The organism is Streptomyces sp. NPDC012827 (assembly GCF_042900905.1).
Classification (GTDB): Bacteria; Actinomycetota; Actinomycetes; order Streptomycetales; family Streptomycetaceae; genus Streptomyces; species Streptomyces gulbargensis.
Window position 1 is genome coordinate 16669 of the sequence record NZ_JBIBBY010000008.1, and the last position, 21824, is coordinate 38492.

Below are 21824 nucleotides of genomic sequence, written 5' to 3' on the forward strand. Positions count from 1 at the left end.
AAGGCCGGGGGCGTTCGCCTCTGCCCCGGCGTGAGCACCGGACGCGCGGGCGTCCTCACCGGTGCCGGACGAACCCTTCCTCCGGGGGCGCGTCCGGCGCGTGCGGCCGGTACGCGGCGGCCGGACGCCACCCCTCGCCGGCCCGCGCGGCGGAGGAGCGGCGGGGGGTGTTCCAGATGGCCTCCAGGCCGAGGGGGCGGTCGTCGTCCGGCTCCGCCCACCGCGACGAGCCGGAACGTTCCTGCTCGCGTCCGGTCGCCGGAGGAACCGAATCCGCCCCGCATTCGATCCCTCCGAGGCGCCGCTCGAAGTCCGCCTGCAACTCGTTCATGGTGCGCAGGAAGTCCTCAAGGGGAATCGTTCCTTCGTACATAGGTTCCTCATTTCAGGGATCAAGAGTCGTCACATTCGAAAAGAATTCGCGTTTCCGTTGTCGCACCCCGCACAACGACCCTCCCCAGGGCAGGGAACGCGGCATTCGAGTGAAGCCAGCCGAAGGCCTCACCCCATCCGGGAACGGCCCCACCGCGCGACCCCCGCACGCCCTGCTTTTCACCGTGACGGGTGATGCGGACGGCGCCGGCGCTACTTCCCGCGCCGGGGAGACGTTGGGGTGCAGTGACGGTTCTGCAGTGACGGTTCTGCAACCGGGACCTGCGGACTCCGGGCAGCGTTTCCTGCCGCCCGGGCGTCACGAACGGGAGACGAACTGATCATGGGAGTGGCGAACGTGCCTCGTGCAGGCCACGGATACGACGTCCGGTCCACGGACCGCCCCGGCGCGAGCTCCGGCCTGGTGGGACGGGAGGCCGAGACGGCGGCGCTCCGAGCGGCCCTGGCCACGCACCGGCTGGTCACCGTGACGGGCGCGGCCGGCGTCGGCAAGAGCCGACTGGCCCTGGCGGCGGTGGCCGCGCCGGGGGCCGGTCCGTGGCGGACGACGGTCCGGGTCCGGTGGCACGACGGCGTCCCGGCCGGCCCCTGGGCGTTCGCGGCTCGGATCGCCCGGGCCCTGGACGCGGCGACCGGCAGGCCGGACCGGACCGCCTCCCCCGACCTCGCCACCGCGATGCGGTCCGTGATCGGCGGCGAACTGCTCCTCGTCCTGGACGACGTCGACGCGGTGCACGCCGACTGCACCCGGCTGGCCCAGTCCCTCCTGCTGAGCCTGCCGGCCCTGCGGGTGCTCGTCACCGCGCGACGCCCCCTGGGCCTCGGCCCGGAGCACGTCCTGCGCCTCGGCCCCCTGTCCACCGACCCGCCGTCGGCGGGCCTCTCCCCCGCCGCCGCGCTGTTCCACGCCCAGGCGCTCCGGCACGGCCGGATCGCCCCCGAGGACCGGCACGCGGTGGACCGGGTGTGCGCGCTGGTGGAGGGCGTACCGCTGGCTCTGGAACTGGCCGCGGCGCAGCTGGAGCACACCAGCGTGCGCGTGCTCGCCGCCCGCCTGGCGGACGGGCAGTGCTGGCTGACCGCCCCCGGCCCCGGCCCGGCCGTCCCGCGGCACCGCTCGGTCAGATCGTCCCTGGGCGCCGTGCACGCCCTGTGCGCACCGTCCGTACGGGCCGTCTGGCGCGGCCTCAGCGTGTTCGCGGGCTCCTTCACCGAGCAGGCCGCGTCCTTCGTGTGCGAGAGCGCCGGTCCCGCCGCCGAGGCCGTACCGCGCGCACTCGCCGAGTTGACCGCGAACGGGGTGCTGGACCGGCGGGGGGAGCCCGGCGCGGTGTGCGAACCGCGCTACCGGCTCACCCGGGCCGCCCGCGACTTCGGGGCCGAGCGCCTGGCCGCGGCGGGCGAGGCACCCGCGGCGGAGGAACGGCACGCCCGTCACTGCCGGAGCGTGGCCGCGGTGGCGGAGACGCTGTGGAACACGGGCCTGCAGCAGCAGGCCGTCCAGTTGGTCCACGACGAACTCCCGGACCTGGAGGCCCTGCTGCGCCGCGCCGCCCACCGTCCCGACCGCGCCGACATCACCCTGGAGACCGCGCTCCACCTGTGGTTCTGGTGGGTGAGCCAGCAGCGTGCCCGGGACGGCGCCGGCCATCTCCTGGCACTGCTGCCCCTCCTCCCGGCCGACAGCCATCAGGCCGCCCGGGGCCAGTGGCTGGCGGGCTGGCTCACCGCCGGCGCCGACCCGGTCACCGCCCGCGCCCTGGTGGACCGGGCCTGGACCACCGCCGTCCTCGCCGGAGACGACGCCCTCGTCGGCCGCGTGGCGCACGCGCACGGCACGCTCGCCTGGCGGCGCGGCGACCTGCCCGCCGCCGCCGGGCACTACCGGCACGCCGCCGACACCATCCCGGAACACGCCCCGGGCGGCCCCACCCGGATGGTCAGCCTGGCCGCCCTGGCGGTCGTCCAGAGCCACCTCTCGCCCGCGCGCGCCGCCCGGACCGCGCGGCGCGCCCTCGCCCAGCCGTCCGCCTGCCACGACACCTGGGCCGTCGCCCTCGCGCAGTACGCCCGCGCCCTCACCGACCACCACACCGGCCGCACCGCCCGGGCCCGCCACCGCGCCCACCGCGCCCTCACCCAGCTCGGCGCCCGTCTCGACGCGCCCCAGGCCCACTCCGCCCTGAGCCGCCTGCTCGACCACCTGGAGCGCGGCCCCTCCCCCTTCCCGCGCGACCGGCCGCGTCTCCCCGGCCCCCGGCCGGAGCCCCGCACGCCGGCCGGCGGGCCGGCCCGGTGAAGGAGACGCGCACGGACCGGAGCGCCCCTGCCGCACGCCCGTTCGTCGTCTCCCCCGGGGGGTGACCCGGCCGGCGGCCCCCGGTCAGCCGGTCGGGCGGGAAGAGACCTCCGTCGTGTGAGGCGGCCTTCGCCGGTGCTCGTGCCGAGCGGTTCGACCGGTACCCACCGGTGCGCGGTGTCCGTCGCTCCCGCCGGTCGGCCGGGACGGTCAGCCTTCGTGGTCCCCCGCCTCCACCAGGAGGAGAGCGACGTCGTCCGGGTCCTCGGGCTGGCGCATGGCGTCGACCAGCCGCCCGCACAGGGAGTCGAAGTCGCGGCCCGCCGGGCCGAGGGCGGCCAGCAGGGTGGTGAGGCGCTCGTCGATGGGGTCGTCACGGGTCTCGACGAGACCGTCGGTGTAGAGGAGGAGCTGGTCACCGGGGTGCAGAGGGACGGTGGTGGTGTCGAAGGTGACTCCGCCGACGCCGAGCGGCGCGCCGCTGGGAAGGTGCAGCAGCTGGGGGCGGTGGCCCGGGCGGGTCAGGACCGGCGGGAGGTGTCCCGCGTTGGCGATCCGGCACTGGCCGGTGTGCGGGTCGTACGTGGCGTAGAGGCAGGTGGCGATGTAGTGCTCCAGGCCGTCGGTGAGGTCGTCCAGGTGGTGGAGGATCTCGTCGGGCGGCAGGTCGAGGGCGGCGTAGGCGCGGACGACGGTGCACAGCCGGCCCATGGTGGCCGCCGCGTCGATGCCGTTGCCCATGACGTCGCCGATGACGAGGGCGGTCCTGTCGCCGGTCAGGGAGATCACGTCGTACCAGTCCCCGCCGACCTCGTTGGCGGCCCGGGCCGGCCGGTAGAGGGAGGCGATCCGCAGGCCGGGACGCTGGGGCGGGGCGGGCGGCAGCAGGCTGCGCTGGAGGGTCTCGGCGGCGGTGCGGACGTTCTGGTGCCAGCGGGCGTTGTCGATGGCGACGGCGGCCCGGGCGGCGAGTTCGCGGGCGAGGAGCACGTCGTCCGCGTCGAAGGGTGCCGGGTTGCGGACCCGCAGGAGGTCCAGGGCGCCGAGGATCTCGTCGCGGGCGATCAGCGGAACGGCGAGGTAGGAGTGGACCCCGCTCCTGGCGAGGGCCGCGGCGGCCTGGGGATCGCGGGCGATGCGCCGGAGGTCCTGCTCGCCGCAGTGGGCCACGAGGACGGGCCGGCCGGTGCGCACGCACCGGGTGATCAGCCGCTCGGGGCCGTAGGCGGCGACCTCGCCGACCGGGTCCGCGACGGCGGTGAGGTGGGTGGGGAAGGCGGAGGCGACGGCGAGGGCCCGGAAGAGTTCCGGGCCGTCCGCGCGCGGTGCGGCGGTCCGGCAGGACAGCACGCCGTCCAGGACGTCGACCGCGGCCAGGTCCGCGAGGTCTCCCACCGCGACCTCGGCGAGCTCCCGGGCGGTCTGTTCGACACCGAGTGTCGTCCCGATCCGGGTGGAGGCGTCCGCGATCAGGGCGAGCCGCCGACGGGCCTGCTCGGCCTCGGCCGCAGCCCGGTGGCGCTCGGTGATGTCGACCACCGAGGTGGCGACGCCGATCACCTCGCCCGCCGGGTCGTGGATCCGGTAGTGGGACACCGACCAGGCACGGTCGTGCGCGGGATCGGCCCGGGTGCGTCCGACGAAGTGCTGGTCGATGAGCGGCTCGCCGGTCTCCAGGACGTGCCGCAGGGCCTGCTCGACGATCTCCACCTGCGCGTCGGGGTGGATGTCGCGGGGGTGGCGCCCGATGTGCTCGCCGGCCGGCACGCCGTTGATCCGTTCCAGTGCCCGGTTGACCAGCCGGTAGCGCAGATCGGTGTCCAGGAGGGCGAACCCGACCGGTGCCTGGGACACCAGCTGCTCGGAGAGCGCCAGCCGGCTCTCCACGTCGTGCAGGGCGGCCTGGTCGACGGCGATCCCCAGGGCGTACACGTCCCCGAGGTCGTCCAGGAGACGCATGGAGCGGAACTCCACCGGCCGCGTCGCACCGTCGCGGTGGCGGACGGGAAAGACGCCCGACCAGGGCTTCCCCGTACCCATGACGCCGCCGAACAGCTCCACCGCCCGGTCACGGTTCTCCTCCCCCACCAGCAGCCGCGCGGCGTACCGGCCGAGCGCCTCCTGTGAGGTGTAACCGAACGTGTCGGTGGCCTGCGGGCTCCAGAAGACGATCCGGCCGTTCGCGTCCAGGACGACCGCCGCGACGTTCAGGAAGTCCAGCAGGCCCCGCCGGGGTGCCGGCCGGTCGGCGCCGGCCTCCGGAGTCCCGGAATCGTCCGGCCCGGGCGGCGCGCCGTCGCTCATGGCCTGCTCCCTTCGCCCACGGCCCGGCGGCGGGGAGGGCCGCCACCGGCTGAACACCCTCCATGCTGCGCCCCCGGCCGCACGGTGACCATCCCGGAGACCCGCGGCGCCCGCTCCGGCCCACCGGACGGGGGCGCTCCGCCGTGGTGCCCGCCGGGCGGGCGGAGCCCCCTTCGTGTGCGGGAGGAGGGCCCGGCGGTGCGCCGGGCCCTGCCGCTCCGTGGCGAGGGACGGAGCCGGCCGGATCAGACGCCGCTCGGCGCGGCGGGGTCGCAGGTCCGCAGCCCCGTCACGTAGTTGCCGTCGGTGCCGTATCCGGCGAAGGTGGCCCGCTGTCCGGGCTCGACGACCCGGCAGGGCGCCCACTGGCCGTTCGTGTAGTCGACCGTGACGGCGACGGTCTCCGCGCACGTGTTGTGCACATCGGTGTAGCGCCAGCTCTGGTGGTACTCCACGCACGCGGGCGCGGCGGAGTCGGCGGCCGCCGCGGGCGGGGTGGAGGTCAGCACCGTCAGCAGTCCCGCCGCGGCGGTGGCGGCGAGGGTGGTCGTGCGCGCTCTGTGCTTCATGCGGTTCGTCATGCCCCGCACCTCACCCGAGGAAAGAACTTTCCGCAAGTTGCTGCAAGGACTTTCAGACACGCCGGCACCGCCCCTTTAACAAGCAGGTCATCGCATGTTTCTCTGCCTGAAAGAAGGTGCGCGCCCCTCACGTGCCGCAGGCCGCGAAATGTCCGGTACCTCCGATCCCCCGACCCGTCGCACCACCCCGCTCACCATGGCCGAGTTCCACCGGCCCGGGGAGCGCGCGGGCGCGGGGCCCGCACGTGCACCGCCTCGCCGCCCGCCCGGGCCGGGGGATCCGGCGTCAGCCGGTCTGCTCCTGGGGCGCCGGGGTGCCCGGGCCGGCGACCGCCGTGCTGTCGCCGCCCCGCTCCGGCTTCTTCCGCTCCTCGTCGTGCCCGGCCGCTTCCCGGGTGTCGCCTCCCGCCGCGCCGTCGGCGGCCTCCTCGGTCCGGGGCCGCTCGGGCCGGGCGATCCGTATGTCGGGTGCCTCCGGTCCCGGGGCGGGCAGGTCCGGCGTCACCGCGTCGGGGTCGGACGGCACGGGATCGGGCAGTTCCGGCTCGGGTGCGCTCTGCATCGGGGACTCCTCCTCGGTTCCGTACGTGTCTCACCGTCCGGCTGCCCGCCTCGGCGGCCGTCAACCGTGCCGTACGGAACCGTCCGCGCCCGGTCCGGAGCGTTCCGGCCGCCGCAGGGGCCACGGCGGCGGTGTCGGTGCGCTCACGTATCCTTCCGGCCACCGCACACCGACTCGGAGGACCAAGAGAGTTGTCTGGCCTGCCCGCCTTCCCGCTGCCCTTTCACACCTCCCGCTCCCTGCCGTTCGCGACTCCCCGGACGGTGCGGGAGCGCCAGATGATCCGGTGCAGCGCGCACATCCGGGAGAAGCCCGGGTGGTTCGACAAGATGAACGACGCCGGGATCGTCGCCAGATGGACGCGGGAAGCGCTCGACCAGGGGCTCACCGAGGCGCAGGTCCGTTACGTGCTCGACGAGCTCGCGCACTACGCCGCGCTGCGGGACGAGCGGACCGGCACGGAGGTGTCCGGCGTCGACGGGGTGTGGCAGTCGGACACCCTGGTCGACGACGAACTCAGGTCCCGCCTGCGCGAGGCGGTCCGGGTGCTGGAAGAGGTACCGGAGGAGGAGAAGGACTGGCATCCCGGATCCGGCGGTCAGGTCCTGGATCTGGTGCACCCGTCACTGTTCTGCCTCGTCAGGGAGGTGAGCGGCGGGCCCGAGCGGGCGTGGCGGAACCCGACGAACCACTACTCGAAGTACGAGTTCTCGGAGAGGTTCCAGTGGCTGCCGACCGACGTCGACATCAGCGCGGACGGCGAGGCCACCTTCCGCTCGTACGTCAACAACGTCCATCCCGAGAAGCACCGCGCGCTGCTCTCCGTCCTGCCGGACGTGTTCGCGCGTTTCCGGCCGCTGCTGGAAAACGTCCTCACCGATCTGCGTCACCCGCGGCCCCCGCGGATCGAGGCCGACCCCTACGGGTGGTACGGCTCCGGGCCGGAGCGCCCGGACGCCTCCGCCCACAGCGATGACGCCGCCTACCGGGAGGCCGTCCGGGCCTGGGAGACGGCCATGGACGACTGGTGGGAGAACCGCAGCCCGGTGGTCCCCGACGCCCCCGCCTTCACCGCGCCCGAGCCGCCGGGCGCGTCGGCCCGCGTCGACCTGCGCGGCCGCCGCCTCCAGGTCGTCGTCAAGCTCGCCACCCTGCATCTCACCCCGGAGAAGCCGGAGTACGCCGGCGGTTCCTGGCACGTCGAGGGGATGCTGAACGAGCGGATCGTCTCCACCGGCATCTTCTACTGGGACAGCGAGAACATCACCGAGAGCCGCCTCGGATTCCGGGCGGCGCTCGACGACCCGGAGTACGAGCAGAACGACGACAACGGTGTGCGCGAGGTCTACGGGCTGGAGAACGAGGACACGCTGAACCAGGTGCTGGGATCGGTCGCGACCCCGGCGGGGCGCTGCCTGGCGTTCCCGAACGTCCTGCAGCACCGGGTCGATTCCTTCCGCCTGGCGGATCCCAGCCGCCCCGGGCATCGCAAGATCCTGGCGTTCTTCCTGGTCGACCCGTCGGAGACGATCGTCTCGACCTCCGACGTGCCTCCCCAGCAGCCCTGGTCCGACACCTCGACCATGACGCTCGAACAGGCCAAGGACTTCCGCGAACAGCTCATGCGGGAGCGCAAGTTCTTCGTGGACGAGCACAACGAGCAGCTCTACGAGCGGGAGTTCTCCCTCTGCGAGCACTGACGCCCTCCGGTGGTCCCCGGGTGCCCCGACCCTGGGGCCCCGGGCAGCGACCGGCGCCGGACCGTACGTCCGAGGAGCCCGGCCCTTCCGGCAGCCGCACCACCCGCATGTGAAGACCGCGGGGAGTTGCCGGGCGGGTTGTGGCAATATTGTGAGGACATGGGAGTACGGACGGCGGTCGGAGCGCTGATCGAAGAGGCGGAGCAGCAGCTCCACGAGCAGGGGTGGGACCTCACGCCCGGCGACCGGGACCTGGCGCTCGCCACGGCGACCCGCCTCCAGCAGGCGGTCGGTCACACCGGTGACCAGGAGGCCCTGGCCGACCTGGAACGCCTGGCGCACCTGCGCGAAGTCCTGGCCGCGCTGGCGATCGCCCTGGCCCGCACCCACGGTCGCCTCGCGTGGTTCCTCGCCGCCTGCATCGAGGCCCTTTCGCCGGTTCTCCACTGGCGGGCCCTGCCGTCGGGCGGCGGTCGGAACTTCGACACCTCGCACCCGACGCCCGGTCAGTTCGCCGAGGCCGAGGGCGCGGTGCGGCAGTTGACCGCCCTCCTGCTCCGTATCGCGGCCTGAGGGGCAGCGGCCCGCCTCCGCGCGGGGAGACGGGCCGTTGTCACGCCGTCAGCGCTGCAGCGTCAGCAGACCCGGCCGGTAGGGCCACTGGCCGTAGTCGCCGCCGGACCTGGGGTCGCGTCCCTGGTAGAGGAACCGCAGGTTGCAGGGATCGACCGTGAAGGTCTGATCGGCGCTCGTGCGGATCAGTTCTCCGTGGCTGATGTCGTTGGTCCAGGTGGCGCCGCTGTTGGCCTTGCCGGCGAAGGGGTTGCTCTCGGTCGCGGCCTGGGGGGTCCACGCGCCGTTCAGGCTGGTGGCCGTGAACGAGCGGAAGTACCGGCCCTGCGCGCCGATGGCCTCGACGATCATGAGGTAGCGGTCCTGGCCCTGGAGCTTGTACACCTGAGGGGCTTCGAACAGGTTGTTCTTCGTGTCGCTCATGATCGTCGTGTAGGACGAGCCGAAACTGCCCGGGAAGTTCCCGATCGGCATGCTCGCCCGGTAGATCTTGCCGTTGTCACCGGCGAAGAACAGGTACATGTTCGTCCCGTCGGCGATCAGCGTCTGGTCGATGGGACCGGTGTCCGAGCCGGAGATGCTTCCGGAGAAGAGCTCCCGCTCCGCCGACCAGCCGTTCGGATTGGTGGGATCGGTCGACGTCCGGTAGGAGAAGGCGGTCCTGCCCCACTGGTAGGCGAGCACCCAGACGTTCTTCGGCGCGAAGTAGAAGAGCGTGGGCGCGACGACGGAACTCGACATCGTGTTCTGGCTCGCCGAGGCCATCTCCGGCCAGTCGGTGAACGGGCTGAAGTTCATCGAGCCCCATCCCGCACCCGTCCCCGCCGCGCCGTGCGTCGTCGCGTAGACCAGATGCCTGCCGTTGTAGGGCGCGACGGTGAAGTCCTTGAGCGAGGCCCATCCCGCCTTGGGCTGCGCCAGCGCGCCGGTCGAGGACCAGCGGTACGTCGAGGGCAGGGCGCACGTGCCGGGGGTGCCGCCGGCGACCTTGACGAGCTGCCACTGCTGGTTGGCGCCGCCCCAGTCGTCGTACTGCACGATGTTCGCGTTGTCGGCGGTGGAGGCGCCCTGCACTTCGAGGGCCTTGCCGCTGTGGCGGGCGATGAGACGCACGTGGCCGTCGGCGCTGTCGGCCAGGCGCCACTGCTGGTTGGTGCCGTTCAGGTCGGTCCACTGGACGATCGCGCCGCCGTTGGCGGTGGAGAGGTTGTGGACGTCCAGGACCTTGCCGGAGTGGCGGGACTTGACGCGGTAGTAACCGCCGCCGGAGTCGACGAACTGCCACTGCTGCTGGTTCTGGTCGTTCCTGGTCCACTGGGTGATACGGGCCCCGTCGTTGGTCGCCAGGTTGTGGACGTCCAGGGCCTTGCCGCTGGTGCGGTTGACCAGCACGTACCAGGCGTTGGTGTCGACGGTCGCCGCGGCGGCGGGCGGGGCGGTGAGGAGACTCGCCCCGAGCAGCAAGGACGACAGGACCGCGAGGACGAGAGTCAGGACGAGGGGTGGGCGGCGCAATCTCACCGGAGGAGCTCCTTCGGGGGTTGGGGGTGGGGTGGCTCCGACGGACCGCTGAGCGGCCGCGCCGGAAGGTCGGGGACGGAACAGGGCCGGAGGAGGCCGCACATGCCGTGGAGCGGTTCCTCCGGGCGCTCCAGTCGTGACACTTCGCCGTGATCGAGGTGGGAGAGGTCTCCGGCCCGCAGGCGCTCCAGCTGGCGGCCGGTCCCGGTGGCAGCGGCCAGGGGGCCGGCCCGCCAGCGTGTCCGCCAGTCGGCCAGCAGGTCCCTCTTCAGGCGGTGGGCCGCGGTGTGGAACTCCCGCAGCCCTCCTTCGCGCAGGGCGAGGAATCCCTCGATCGCCAGGTCTCTGCGGCGGCGCGCCGCCACGGCGTGGTCGCCGGTCAGGGTGGCCGCCGCCCGGTAGGCCTCGGGATCGGCCAGCACGGGGGCGGGGAAGGTGAGGACGGCGTCGCCCGCCTCGGGCAGTCCGCCGTTCTGCATGAGGACCAGGAGGCGCAGTCCGCCGCCGTTGACCAGGCGGTGGATCGTGCCGGGGGTGAACCGGACGACGTCGCCGGGGCGGAGCGGGGTGTCGGCGAAGCCGGCCATGGTGAGGGTCTGGACGCTGCCCTCGCCGCCGGTGACGACGTAGGCCTCGGAGCAGACGAGGTGCATGTGGGGGGTGCCGCCGCGCAGCCCGTCGGCGGCCTCCCAGTCGTAGACGGTCAGGTCGGAGAGCCCCACACCGCCGGGGAGCGGGGTCACCACGGGTGCTCCTCGACGTGGCGGGCCAGGCGGGCGGGGGTCCACGCGCCGTCGGCCACGACGATCCGGTAGCGGCGGGCCAGGGTGGCGCCCGGGGCCAGGGGCAGTTCCTCGTCGAACGCCAGGGACGGGTTGACGGCGGGGATGGGCTCACTGCGGACGAACCAGCGGCCGGGGTTGTCCGGATCGTCCAGGAACAGGAGCGTGGAGGAACGGTCGACCTCGTCGTGGTGGCCGGTGAAGGCCAGCCGGTCGCCCTTCTCGCCCATCGCGGGTCCGGTCACGTCGCCGCCGGTGAAGGCCCGTGGGCCGCGCCAGAACAGTCCGGAGTATCCGGCGAGTTCCCTGCCCTGGGTGCCCGGGCTGCCGAACGTCAGGGTGGCGTCGTGGACGTTGGTGAGCGCGGTGGTGACCTCCAGGGTCCAGGAGTCGTCCTCGACGTCCCGTGCGGTGAGGGTGCGGCGCTCGTCGATCCAGTGCTCCCCCGCGCTCGTCTGCCAGGCCAGGTCCTCGGTGATCACGGCGTGTCCGTGGCCCGTCTCGGCGGACAGGGTGAGGCTGCGCATCGTGCCGAGGTTCGGCAGGTCGACGTAGCCCTGCCCGCGCAGGTAGGTGCCGCCGCCCCAGAAGTTCTGTCCCGACACCCACGAGGCCGTCATCTGGATGCCCTTGTGCCACCGGTGGTCGTGCGGCCGGTAACCGGTGACCACGTCGCCGGCGAGCGTGCGCACCGGATGCAGGTAGGGTTTCGGCGCCTCGAAAGGGTCCATGACCGGCCGGTGGACGTAGCGGAAGAGGTCGACCCCCCGCGCCCGGACGGTCAGGGAGTCCCCGGCCGCCCGGAGGGTGAGCGTCATCGGAACACCTCCGGGCGGCCTCCGTTGAGCGAGCCGTAGAACGGGTCGGCCGCGTCGATCTCGCCCCGCCGGACGGGCCGGCCGGTGATCGCGGCCTTGTAGAGGGCGGTGACCAGTTCCATCGTGGGCCTGCCGAGATCGGGCCGGATCCCCGCCTCGTAGCCGTCCAGGAGGTCCGCGAGCTGGGCGGCGTGCGAACTGGGCGGACCGTCCGGCGGCTCCCAGGTCACGCCGGGCGACCGGGCGGTGAAGGTCCAGTCCGCCGGGGAGTAGCCGTACAGATGGCGGAGCTCGACCGTGGCGTCGGTGAGGTCGAACCGCAGGTAGCTCTCCTCGCGCGGGGAGAGGACGCTGTTGACGACGGTGGCGATGGCTCCGTTCTCGAAGCGGACCAGGGCCGCGGACACGTCCTCGGTCTGGACGTCGCGGTCGAGGCGGCCGGCCATGGCGCGCACCTCGGACCAGGCGCCGAGCGCGTGGAGCATCAGGTCCATCTGGTGGATGCCGTGGCCGAGGGTCGGGCCGCCGCCCTCGCTCCGCCAGCTGCCGCGCCAGGGCACGCCGTAGTAGGCGTCGTCGCGGTACCACGCGGTGACGCACTGGGCCACGAGCGGACGGCCCAGGGTTCCGGCCGTGATCCGGTCGCGGAGGTAGCGGGCCCCCGGGCCGTACCGGTGCTGGAACACGGCGCCCGCGGCGGCGGGCCCCTCGGCGGCGTGGATCCGGTCGAGTTCGGCCAGCGACAGGGCCACCGGCTTCTCGCACCACACCCACGCGCCCGACTCCAGGCAGGCGACGGCCTGTTCGGCGTGCAGGAAGGGCGGGGTGCACAGGTGCACGAGGTCCGGGCTCTGCTCCTGGAGCATCGTGCGCAGGTCGGTGTAGACCGCGGGGACACCGTGCTCGGCCGCGAAGGCCTCGGCGCGCGCCGCGTCCACGTCGACGGCGGCCACGAGCACGGCCCGGTGGGCCTGCGTCCGCAGCGCGGGTACGTGGCAGATGCCCGCGATGCCGCCCGTACCGACGATCGCCGTTCGTATCATCCGCCCAGCACCTTCCTGATCGCGTGGTAGGCGGGCTTGGGTGCCAGGTTCTCGTCGTAGGGCAGCGCGGCGCCCTCCCCGGGGAAGACGGCGGGGATCCACGAGTACTTGTCCGTGTAGTCCCAGAGGGTGATGCCGACGCATTTCCTGACCGCCAGGCAGGCCCGCACGTAGTCGGCGTACCAGGTGGCCTGGGTGGCAAGTTTCTCCGGGGTGGCGGGGAGCGTCATCCGGATGTCGAGTTCGGTGACCGCGACCTCGACGCCGAGGTCGGCGAAGCGCTGCAGGTTCTGCCGGACGCCGGTGGGGAAGCCGTACTGGAGCGCCAGGTGGCCCTGGATGCCGAAGCCCTCCACGGGGACGCCGTCGGCCTTCAGCTGCTTGATCAGGTGGAAGTAGGCGTCGCTCTTGGCATTGATCCCGTCGACGTTGTAGTCGTTGAGGTACAGCTTGGCGTGCGGATCGGCCTCGTGGGCCCAGCGCAGGGCGTCGGCGATGTAGCCGGGGCCGAGCGTTCTGTAGAAGAGGGACTCGCGGTAGGTGCCGTCCTCGTTGAAGGCCTCGTTGACGACGTCCCAGTGGATGACCTGGCCCTTGTAGTGCCGGACCACCGTCCGGATGTGGTTCTTCAGGACGGCGCGCAGCTCGTCGGCGGTCCAGCTGCGCTCGGTGAGCCAGGCGGGGAGCTGGCTGTGCCAGACGAGGGTGTGGCCGCGGACCTTCTGGTGGTGGGCCCTGGCGAAGGCCACGACCTCGTCGCCGGCGGTGAAGTCGAAGACGCCGCGTTCGGGTTCGGTGGCGTACCACTTCATGGCGTTGCCGGGAGTGGTCTGTCCGAACTCGCTGCCGAGGATCTTCAGATAGGCGGCGTCGGTGAACTCGGGGTTGTCGGTGGCGGATCCGAAGTACTTGTGGTGCTTCCTGGCGAGTTCGGCGAGCGTCCTGGGACGGGGTTCGGCGGCCGCGGGCTCGGCGGCGAGGCCCGCCGCGAGGCAGAGGGCGGCGGACAGGGCGACGAGATGCCGGGACAGGGACATGGGTGACTCCTCGGGTGTGGGGGGTCAGTCGAGGACGATCGTGGTCAGCGCGCGCGGGGCGAGCGTCGCCGTGAGGGTCGTCCCGCGCACGGAGACGACGTCGGCGGGGGTGATCGAGCGGGTCCCGTCGGTGACGTAGGCGTCGGGGTGCCGGTCGTGCCCGCCGCGGAGGGTGAAGGCGGCGGAGGTCTCGGTGGTCGCGGTGTTGAGGATCTCGATCACGCGGCTGCCGCCGGTGTTGCGGAAGGCCGTGATCTTCAGTGCCGGGTCGGTGTTCGTGACCGGTACGCGGACGGCGCCCGGGCGGATGAAGCGGCTGAAGGCGGCCAGGGCCCAGTAGCGTTTGGAGACCCGGTACGCGTCACCGGGGTCGGCGAGCTGGATGAGCCCCCGGGTGGCGCCGAGGGAGGCGCCGGTCCAGTAGACGTAGGCGTTGGCGTTGCCGACGGTCAGGGTGTTCTGGATGTCGGCCGCGACCGTGAGGCCGTCGTAACCGCTGCCGTCGTCCCAGTTCTCGTTCCAGGTGGTGCCGTCCGGCGACCACTCCGACATCCACACGCGCTTGTCGGTCGGCTGCGGGACGTCGGTGGGACCGCTGTAGCGGTGGCCGGTGACGGTCCGTACGGCCTTGTCGGCCTCGGGGTCCGCCTCGATGGCCTCGGTGTAGGCGACCTGCCGGTCCCAGCCGGCGGCGTCGCAGCAGACGATTCCGGTCCTCAGTCCGGACGCGCGGACGGTCGGTCCGAGCACCTTGAGGAAGTCGACGGCCTGCTGCGGGGTGAACCGCATCGAGGCGTACGTCGCCGTCCAGTCGGGTTCGTTGGTGAACCCCAGGTCGGTGATCCTGACCCCTTCCCGCTGGTAGAACTTCACGTACTGGACGAGGTAGTTCGCGTAGGCCTGACGCCACGCGGGCAGCAGTTCACCGCCGTCGTTCTCGCTGCCGTTGGTCTTCATGAAGGCCGGCGCGCTCCAGGCGTCGGCGAAGAAGCGTTCGACGCCGTACGCCTTCGCGTCCTTGGCGAGCCGGACCTGGCCGGCGTCCCAGCCGTCCCAGACGTACGCGGGGGTGGCGTCCGGCCCGCCGGGATCGGCCGGAAGGATCGTCGGCATGTGGTCGTAGACCCGGTCGGTCGACGACCCGATGCCCAGGCGCAGGATCGACAGGCCCGCGCCCTTCTCCTTGCTGAGCAGCAGGTCGAGCACCTCGCGCCGTTTGGCGGGGCTGAGGCCGCGCGCGCCGTAGAGCAGGTCGGCCCGCTGGAAGGCCATGGAGAAGCCGAACCCGTCGATGGGCTGGAGTGCGGCACGGAAGTCGACGACGGGGCCCGGCCGGTCCGCCGCGGGGGTGGGCGCCGACAGCGATGTGAGCGCTAACACAACGGCGGTCAGTGTGATCAGGCGTTTCACGGGGTCTCCTCGGGGGTGGAGGTCGCGCGGGACGGGTCAGCCCTTGGTGGCGCCCGCGGTGAGGCCGCCGATGAGCTGGCGTTCGGCGACGGCGTAGAAGGCGAGCGCGGGGACCATGGCGAGGACGATGTAGGCGAGGACGAGCGCGTAGTCGGTCGAGTACTGGCCCTGGAACTGCTGGACGCCGACCGGGATCGTCTGCCACTTCGGATCGTTGAACACCAGCAGCGGCAGGAAGAAGTTGTTCCAGCTCGCGACGACCGCCAGCACCGAGACCGTACCGAGTGCCGGGCGCGCCATCGGCAGGAGGATCTTCCAGAAGAAGCGGAACTTGCCGCAGCCGTCCATGACGGCCGCCTCCTCGATCTCCGCCGGGATCGTCCGGAAGAAGCCGCGCAGGATGACGATCGTCATCGGGAGTCCGAAGGCCGCCTGCGGGAGGATCACCCCGAGCGGATTGTCGAGCAGGCCGAAGGTGCGCAGCATGAGGAAGAGCGGCAGGACGGCCACGGCGAACGGGAACATCAAACCGATCGTGAAGAGGGTGTAGAACAACTCCCTGCCCCGGAAGGCGTAGCGGGCCAGAACGAACGCCGCCATCGCGGAGGCCGCCACCGTGCAGAACGCCGTGCCGACGGCGATGCCCGCGCTGTTGGCGATCTGCCGCCAGAACATTCCGTCGCCGAGGATGCCGGTGTAGTTGCCGGCCTTCCACCGTTCCGGTAGCCCGAAGGGGTTCGTCGTGAGCTCGCCGGTGCTCTTGAACCCGGAGATCACCGCGTAGATGAGCGGTACGGCGACGAACGCGCCGATCAGCCAGACCACGGCGTGCAGCGAGAGGCCGCGTGCCGCCCTGCGGGCGTTCATCGGCCGCCTCCCGCGGTGACGGCGCCGCTCAGGTCACGGCGGAGCACGTAACGCTGGTAGAAGAGGGAGAAGACCAGGCTGATCATGAACAGCACCACGCTGATCGCACTGGCGTAGCCGACCTGGTACCGCTTGAACCCGAACTGGAACATCGCGATCGCCATCGTCTCGGAGGAGTGGTTGGGCCCGCCCGCGGTCATGACCCAGACGAGGTCGAAGAGCTGGATGGACCCGATGATCGAAAGGAAGACGCTGATCCGGATCGTCGGGCCGAGCAACGGCAGCGTCACGTGCCGGAAGCGCTGCCAGGGGTTGGCGCCGTCGATGGCCGCGGCCTCGAGGATCTCGGACGGGATGCTCTGCAGTCCGGCGAGGAAGAGCATCATGTGGAAGCCGAAGTACTTCCAGATCATGACCACGAACAGGGTCGGCATGACCGTCGAGGGGTCGGCGAGCCATTTGCCCTGCAACCCCTCCAGGCCCACGAGCCCGACGAGGTGGTCGGCCATGCCGGAGCCGGGCAGGAAGATCATCGTGAAGAGGACCGCCGTCACCACTTCGGACAGGATGTACGGCGCGAAGAACAGCATCCGGTAGACGGCCCGGCCGCGCAGTCTCTGGTTGAGCAGGACAGCGGTGAACAGGGCGAACGGCAGTTGCACCGTGATCGACAGGACGATCAGGTACAGGCCGCGTCCCAGATCGCCGAGGAAGACCTGGTCGCCGAAGAGTTTGGTGTAGTTGCCGAAGCCGACGAAGTCGTCCAGGGGGCCGATGCCGCCCCACTTGAAGAAGCCGGTGTAGACGGCGACGACGATCGGGGCGAGGACGAAGACGAGGAAGAGGGCCAGAGCCGGGACGAGGAACCACGCGACCGAGGCCCAGTTACTCCACGCGCGCGGGCGTGACCGGACCGGGGCGGGCGGGTGCGGCGGTACGGCCCTGTCCGTCCGCTCCTTCGTCAGGGTGGTCTCGGCGCTAGGCACCCTTCGCAGCCTCGGTGATCGACGCGGTGACCTGCTCGGGCGTCTTCCGGCCCGCGATGAGGTCGGCGACGCTGTCGTTGACCTCCTGGCCGACCGCCGGCGGGTAGGCCTGGTCGAGGAAGAGCTGGAAGCCCGTCGCCTTGGTCAGGCTCTCCGCCACCACCTTCTTGTTGGCGTCGGTGAGGAGGCTCTCCGCGCCCTTGACCACCGGCAGGTACCCGTTGGAGGCCAGCAGCTTCGGCTCGTTCTCCAGGACGAAGAACTTCAGGAAGTCGAGCGCCTCCTTGGGGGCGCCCTTGCGCAGCGCGAAGCCGCCGCCACCGCCGAACACGTCGGTGGCCCGGCCCGCACCGCCCTCCACGGTCGGGAAGGGGAAGAAGCCCAGGTCCGCTCCGAGGTCGGCGCCCGCGTCCTTCTGCACGGAAGGACCCCACTGCCCCATCAGCTCCATGGCGGCCTTGCCGTTGCCCATGGTCGCGGCCTGCCCGCCGGGGGTGGCGTAACCGGCTCCGAGGAAGGCCGGCTGGAACGGCTGGAGGTCGACCAGCTCCTTGAGGTGGGCACCCGCCCGGACGAATCCGGCTCCGGTGAAGTCCTTGCGCGTGGCCGCCTCCTGCAGGGCGGGGAGCCCGGCGACCCGCATCGCGAGGTAGGCCCAGTAGTAGTGGCCCGGCCACTTCTCCTTGCCCGCGAGGGCGATCGGGGTGATGCCGGCCGCCTTGAGCTTCCTGACGTCCTCGAGGAGTTCGGCCCAGGTGGCCGGAGGGGAGGTGATCCCGGCCTGGGCGAAGAGTTTCCTGTTGTACCAGAAGCCGACCATGCCGATGTCGTAGGGCACCGCGTAGGTCCGGCCGTCGAACTGGTAGGCCTCCAGGGAGACCGGGGTGAGCCGGGACGACCAGTCGAGGAGGTCGGTGAGGTCCTCGACCAGTCCCGCGTCGGCCTGCTGTCGCAGCACACCGCCGCCCCAGGTCTGGAAGACGTCGGGGAGTCTGCCCGAGGAAGTGGTGGCGGTCAGCTTGGACTTGAACGCCTCGTTCTCCAACGACGTCGTGTCGATCGTGATGTTCGGGTGAGCGGCCGTGAACGCCGCGGAGATCTGCGGGAAGAGGGACTTGCCCGGTTCCGTCGTCGCGATGTTCCACCACGCGAAGGACACGGTGCCGTCGCCCGCCGGTCCGCCGCCGGAGTCACCGGCTCCGCAGGCCGTGGTCAGGGCGACGGAGAGGGCGGACAAGCCCGAGAGAGCGAGGAAGCTCCGTCGGCTCGGAAGGGTGCTGGCCATGGGACCTCCGGGGTGGGGAATGCCGGTTCGTGCCCGAAAATGTTTCGAAATACTCTCGAATTACGTGCTGCCACAAACTAGGAACGTGCGGCTTATCGGTCAAGGCCTCGCGCCGAATTATCTTGGCGCGACGTGGTGTTCGCAGGGTTGACAAGCAGGTCGAGCCGCCCGGAAACTCATCGAAAGTTTGCGATACCTGTCGCCGGCCGAAGGCACCGCGCAGAGGAGAGAAGTTGAGTGAGCAGCGCCCGACCCTGGCCGTCATCGCCGCGGAGGCGGGGGTGTCCCAGGCCACCGTGTCCAAGGTGATCAACGGCCGCTCCGATGTCGCGCCCTCGACCCGCGAACGGATCGAGGGTCTGCTGCACGCGCACAACTACCTCCCGCCGGGCCGGCAGGGCAGGGCCCGCAGATCGGGGCTCGTCGACCTGATCATCGGCGGTCTGGACAGCGCGTGGGCGGTGGAGATCCTGCGCGGTGTGGAGGCCGAGTGCGCCCAGCGCAGCGTCGGCACCGTCGTGTCGCTGGTTCCGCCGGGCGAGGCCACGCCGTCCAGTTGGGCGGCGCTGCCGGTCCTGCACCACAGCGACGGCGTCATCCTCGTCACCGCCTCGGTCACCCGTGCCCAGCGCGCCCAGGTCGAACGGGCCGGAGTGGCGCTCGTCGTCATCGACCCGATCGACCTGCCGGGCAACGGCGTGCCGAGCGTGGGAGCGACCAACTGGGCCGGCGGCCTCGCCGCCACCGAGCACCTGCTGGAGCTGGGGCACCGCCGGATCGCCGCGATCGGCGGACGCAAGGAGATGCTGTGCAGCCAGGCCCGCATCGACGGGTACCGGGCCGCCCTGGAGCGGGCCGGGATCGAGGTCGACCGTGACCTGATCCGGTTCGGCGACTTCCAGCACGAAGGCGGTTTCCGGTGCGCCCGGGAGCTGCTGGCCCTCCCCGAGCCCCCGACCGCCGTCTTCGCAGGCAGCGACCAGCAGGCGATGGGCGTCTACGAGGCCGCCCGGCAGGGCGGACTGAGCATCCCGCAGGACCTCAGCGTCGTCGGCTTCGACGACCTGCCGATGTGCGACTGGCTGTCACCGCCGCTGACGACGGTACGCCAGCCGCTGGAGGAGATGGGCCGGGTCGCCGCCCGCACCCTGTTCCAGCTCCTGGAGGGCCAGTCCCTGGTCAGCCCGCGGATGGAGCTCTCGACCGAACTGAAGGTCCGGCTCTCCACCGCCCCGCCCCGTCCCTAGGAGAACCTCTTGAACGAGCTCTGGCGCGACCCTCTCCTGCCCGCGTCCGTACGCGTCGCCGACCTGCTGAAGCGGATGACGCTGGAGGAGAAGGTGGGGCAGCTCGCCGGTTTCTGGGCGCTGCCCTCGGATCCGGGAGCGCCCGTCGCCCCCATGGAGGACGATTCCGGCGAGCCCGCGCCCGGCCTCGACGACATCGTCGCCCATGGGCTCGGTCAGCTCACCCGGGTGTTCGGCACCGCCCCGGTCACCGCGGAAGCCGGCATGGAGCGGCTCGCCTCGCTCCAGCGGCAGGTGACCGGTTCGGGCCGGTTCGGGATCCCCGCGGTCGCGCACGAGGAGTGCCTGACCGGGTTCATGACGTTCGGAGCGACGGTCTTCCCGGGGCCGCCGGCCTGGGGGGCGTCCTTCGATCCCGGTCTCGTACGCCGGATGGCCGCGGCCATCGGCGCCGGGATGCGGCGGGTCGGCGTCCACCAGGGGCTGGCACCGGTGCTCGACGTGGTCCGCGACTACCGGTGGGGCAGGACCGAGGAGTGCATCGGCGAGGACCCCTATCTCGTCGGGGCGATCGGCACCGCGTACGTACAGGGCCTGGAGGGCGCCGGCGTCGTGGCGACGCTCAAGCACTTCGCCGGGTACTCGGCCTCGCGCGGCGGCCGGAACATGGCGCCCGTCTCCTCGGGGCCCCGCGAGTTCGCCGACGTGCTGGTGGAGCCCTTCGTACGCGCCCTGCGCGAGGGGGGCGCCCGGTCGGTGATGAACAGCTACACCGACGTGGACGGCGTCCCCGTGGCCGCCGACGAACGGCTGCTGACCGATCTGCTCAGAGGGGAACTCGGCTTCGGCGGGGTCGTGGTCGCCGACTACTACTCCGTCTCCTTCCTGGAGACCCGGCACGGCGTCACCGATTCGCGTGGTGCGGCCGGCGCGCTGGCGCTGACCGCCGGAATCGACGTGGAACTGCCCACGGCCCGCTGTTACGGCGAGCCGCTGACCGCGCTCGTGCGGGCGGGGAGCGTGTCCGAGGAACTCGTCGACCGGGCCGCGGAACGCGTCCTGCTGCAGAAGGCCGAACTGGGCCTGCTCGACCCGGGCTGGGAGCCCGTCGAGCCCGGGCCGGTCGACCTCGACCCGCCGGAGAACCGGGCACTGGCCAGGCTGCTGGCCGAACGGTCCACCGTGCTGCTCGCCAACGACGGCGTCCTGCCGCTGCGGCCGTGCCGGGTCGCGGTCCTCGGGCCGTACGCCGACGATCCGCAGTCCTTCCTCGGCTGCTACTCCTTCCCCAACCACGTCGCGCTGCCCGGGGACCCCGGCCTGGAGATACCGACGCTGGGGGAGGCGCTGACCACCGCCGGGTTCACGGTCACCGCGGACGCCCCGGAGGTGAACGTGCTGGTGCTCGGTGACCGGGCCGGCATGTTCGGCCGGGGGACCTCGGGAGAGGGCTGCGACGCCGAGACCCTCGATCTGCCCGGTGACCAGGCCGCCTTCGCCTCCGCCGTGCTCGACTCCGGGGTGCCGACCGTCCTGGTCCTCGTCTCCGGGCGGCCCTACGCGCTCGGCTCCCTGGCCGAGCGGGCGTCGGCCGTGATCCAGGCCTTCTTCCCCGGCGAGGAGGGCGGGACGGCTCTGGCCCGGATCATCAGCGGGGCCGCGGAGCCGTCCGGACGGCTGCCGCTCTCCCTCCCCCGGCGGGCCGGCGGCCAGCCCGGCACCTACCTGCGTTCGAGGCTTGCCGGGCCCACCGACTGGAGCTCGGTGGACCCGACTCCGCTGTTCCCCTTCGGGCACGGTCTCAGCTGGACCCGGTTCGGCTACTCCGAGCTCGCGGTGGACCCCGTCGCGGCGACGGACGGGACCGTCACCGTCGCGGTCACCGTGCGCAACGTCGGCGAGGTGGCCGGGACGGAGGTGGTCCAGCTGTACCTCTCGGATCCCGAGGCGTCCGTCGTCCGGCCGGAGCGCTGGCTCGCCGGCTTCGGCAGGGTCGAGCTGGAGCCGGGCGCGGCCGCCCGGGTCACCTTCTCCGTCCATGCCGACCGGACCTCGTTCACCGGGGTCGACCTGCGGAGAAGAGTGGAACCCGGGGAGATCGGCGTGGCCGTGGGGCGGTCCAGCGGCGACCTTCCGCTCCAGGGCTCCTTCACTCTGCGGGGCCCGGTCCGTCACCCGGGGGCCGACCGGGTGCTGTCCGTGCCGGTCGAGGTCGCCCCGGTGCCATGAGCTTCTCGGGCGATCCCGTCCCCCCGGGCCCCCTGCGCCCGGGGGCACGCGTCCGCGGTTTCCGCCACGCCTTCGCCTGCGCGGCGCGGGGCGGCGCCCGGCAGGACCCGGCCGGTTTCGTCGCCCCGTTCCTCGTACCCCTGTTCACCGGCGTCCAGTTCGGTGGGTACGCCACGTCGCACGGCCG

The 21824-nt window shown here is 72.2% G+C and carries 18 protein-coding genes; 5 read left to right on the forward strand and 13 right to left on the reverse strand.

The annotated features are described in order from the left end of the window. Positions 1 to 55 precede the first annotated feature (55 nt). The gene (locus tag ACFY60_RS18715) at positions 56 to 373 is read right to left on the reverse strand and encodes a hypothetical protein (protein ID WP_388611789.1); all 318 of its coding nucleotides are present in this window, start codon (positions 371 to 373) and stop codon (positions 56 to 58) included. A 357-nt stretch (positions 374 to 730) separates the two neighbouring features. Here ACFY60_RS18715 and ACFY60_RS18720 point away from each other — a divergent pair, with 357 nt between their 5' ends. Next, entirely contained in the window at positions 731 to 2692 is a 1962-nt protein-coding gene (locus ACFY60_RS18720) for an ATP-binding protein (RefSeq protein WP_388611791.1), read from the forward strand. A 210-nt stretch (positions 2693 to 2902) separates the two neighbouring features. On the opposite strand, the gene ACFY60_RS18725 is transcribed toward ACFY60_RS18720, so the two are convergent. The 3 genes from ACFY60_RS18725 to ACFY60_RS18735 form a co-directional block, all read right to left on the reverse strand. Beyond that, positions 2903 to 4996, reverse strand: a complete 2094-nt coding sequence (locus tag ACFY60_RS18725; RefSeq protein ID WP_388611793.1) for a SpoIIE family protein phosphatase — start codon at positions 4994 to 4996, stop codon at positions 2903 to 2905. A gap of 245 nt (positions 4997 to 5241) precedes the next feature. After that, the gene (locus tag ACFY60_RS18730; RefSeq protein ID WP_388611794.1) at positions 5242 to 5577 is read right to left on the reverse strand and encodes an alpha-amylase; all 336 of its coding nucleotides are present in this window, start codon (positions 5575 to 5577) and stop codon (positions 5242 to 5244) included. Positions 5578 to 5863: 286 nt separating this feature from the next. Further along, positions 5864 to 6139: a hypothetical protein gene (locus ACFY60_RS18735; protein ID WP_388611795.1), complete on the reverse strand. Its 276-nt coding sequence runs from the start codon at positions 6137 to 6139 to the stop codon at positions 5864 to 5866. 191 nt (positions 6140 to 6330) lie between these two features. Here ACFY60_RS18735 and ACFY60_RS18740 point away from each other — a divergent pair, with 191 nt between their 5' ends. Together ACFY60_RS18740 and ACFY60_RS18745 are read left to right on the forward strand one after the other, a co-directional pair. Continuing rightward, positions 6331 to 7839: a DUF4246 domain-containing protein gene (locus tag ACFY60_RS18740; RefSeq protein WP_388611797.1), complete on the forward strand. Its 1509-nt coding sequence runs from the start codon at positions 6331 to 6333 to the stop codon at positions 7837 to 7839. A 159-nt stretch (positions 7840 to 7998) separates the two neighbouring features. Next, a complete protein-coding gene (locus ACFY60_RS18745; protein ID WP_388611799.1) occupies positions 7999 to 8412 on the forward strand; it encodes a hypothetical protein in 414 nt (137 codons plus the stop codon). A gap of 48 nt (positions 8413 to 8460) precedes the next feature. On the opposite strand, the gene ACFY60_RS18750 is transcribed toward ACFY60_RS18745, so the two are convergent. From ACFY60_RS18750 to ACFY60_RS18790, 9 genes are all read right to left on the reverse strand, one after another. Beyond that, entirely contained in the window at positions 8461 to 9933 is a 1473-nt protein-coding gene (locus ACFY60_RS18750) for a non-reducing end alpha-L-arabinofuranosidase family hydrolase (RefSeq protein ID WP_388611801.1), read from the reverse strand. Then, complete coding sequence (locus tag ACFY60_RS18755; protein ID WP_388612123.1) at positions 9930 to 10676, reverse strand: cupin domain-containing protein; 747 nt, start codon at positions 10674 to 10676, stop codon at positions 9930 to 9932. The genes ACFY60_RS18750 and ACFY60_RS18755 overlap by 4 nt, the downstream gene beginning before the upstream one ends. Then, the gene (locus ACFY60_RS18760) at positions 10673 to 11533 is read right to left on the reverse strand and encodes a PmoA family protein (RefSeq protein WP_388611802.1); all 861 of its coding nucleotides are present in this window, start codon (positions 11531 to 11533) and stop codon (positions 10673 to 10675) included. Before ACFY60_RS18760 ends, ACFY60_RS18755 begins: the two co-directional genes overlap by 4 nt. Further along, positions 11530 to 12576, reverse strand: coding sequence for a Gfo/Idh/MocA family protein (locus ACFY60_RS18765; protein WP_388611804.1), 1047 nt, complete (start codon positions 12574 to 12576; stop codon positions 11530 to 11532). Before ACFY60_RS18765 ends, ACFY60_RS18760 begins: the two co-directional genes overlap by 4 nt. Continuing rightward, a complete protein-coding gene (locus tag ACFY60_RS18770; protein WP_388611806.1) occupies positions 12573 to 13613 on the reverse strand; it encodes an endo-1,4-beta-xylanase in 1041 nt (346 codons plus the stop codon). The genes ACFY60_RS18765 and ACFY60_RS18770 overlap by 4 nt, the downstream gene beginning before the upstream one ends. Positions 13614 to 13637: 24 nt before the next feature. After that, the gene (locus ACFY60_RS18775; RefSeq protein WP_388611808.1) at positions 13638 to 14993 is read right to left on the reverse strand and encodes a glycoside hydrolase; all 1356 of its coding nucleotides are present in this window, start codon (positions 14991 to 14993) and stop codon (positions 13638 to 13640) included. Between the two features lie 66 nt (positions 14994 to 15059). Continuing rightward, positions 15060 to 15890 carry a carbohydrate ABC transporter permease gene (locus ACFY60_RS18780; RefSeq protein WP_388611810.1) on the reverse strand — a complete coding sequence of 277 codons (831 nt, stop codon included), beginning with the start codon at positions 15888 to 15890 and terminating at the stop codon, positions 15060 to 15062. Then, positions 15887 to 16876 carry a carbohydrate ABC transporter permease gene (locus ACFY60_RS18785; protein ID WP_388611812.1) on the reverse strand — a complete coding sequence of 330 codons (990 nt, stop codon included), beginning with the start codon at positions 16874 to 16876 and terminating at the stop codon, positions 15887 to 15889. Before ACFY60_RS18785 ends, ACFY60_RS18780 begins: the two co-directional genes overlap by 4 nt. Continuing rightward, complete coding sequence (locus ACFY60_RS18790) at positions 16869 to 18161, reverse strand: extracellular solute-binding protein (protein WP_388611814.1); 1293 nt, start codon at positions 18159 to 18161, stop codon at positions 16869 to 16871. The genes ACFY60_RS18785 and ACFY60_RS18790 overlap by 8 nt, the downstream gene beginning before the upstream one ends. A gap of 233 nt (positions 18162 to 18394) precedes the next feature. Here ACFY60_RS18790 and ACFY60_RS18795 point away from each other — a divergent pair, with 233 nt between their 5' ends. Together ACFY60_RS18795 and ACFY60_RS18800 are read left to right on the forward strand one after the other, a co-directional pair. After that, positions 18395 to 19408: a LacI family DNA-binding transcriptional regulator gene (locus ACFY60_RS18795; RefSeq protein WP_309050309.1), complete on the forward strand. Its 1014-nt coding sequence runs from the start codon at positions 18395 to 18397 to the stop codon at positions 19406 to 19408. A gap of 9 nt (positions 19409 to 19417) precedes the next feature. Continuing rightward, the gene (locus ACFY60_RS18800) at positions 19418 to 21637 is read left to right on the forward strand and encodes a glycoside hydrolase family 3 N-terminal domain-containing protein (RefSeq protein ID WP_388611816.1); all 2220 of its coding nucleotides are present in this window, start codon (positions 19418 to 19420) and stop codon (positions 21635 to 21637) included. Positions 21638 to 21824: the final 187 nt, after the last annotated feature.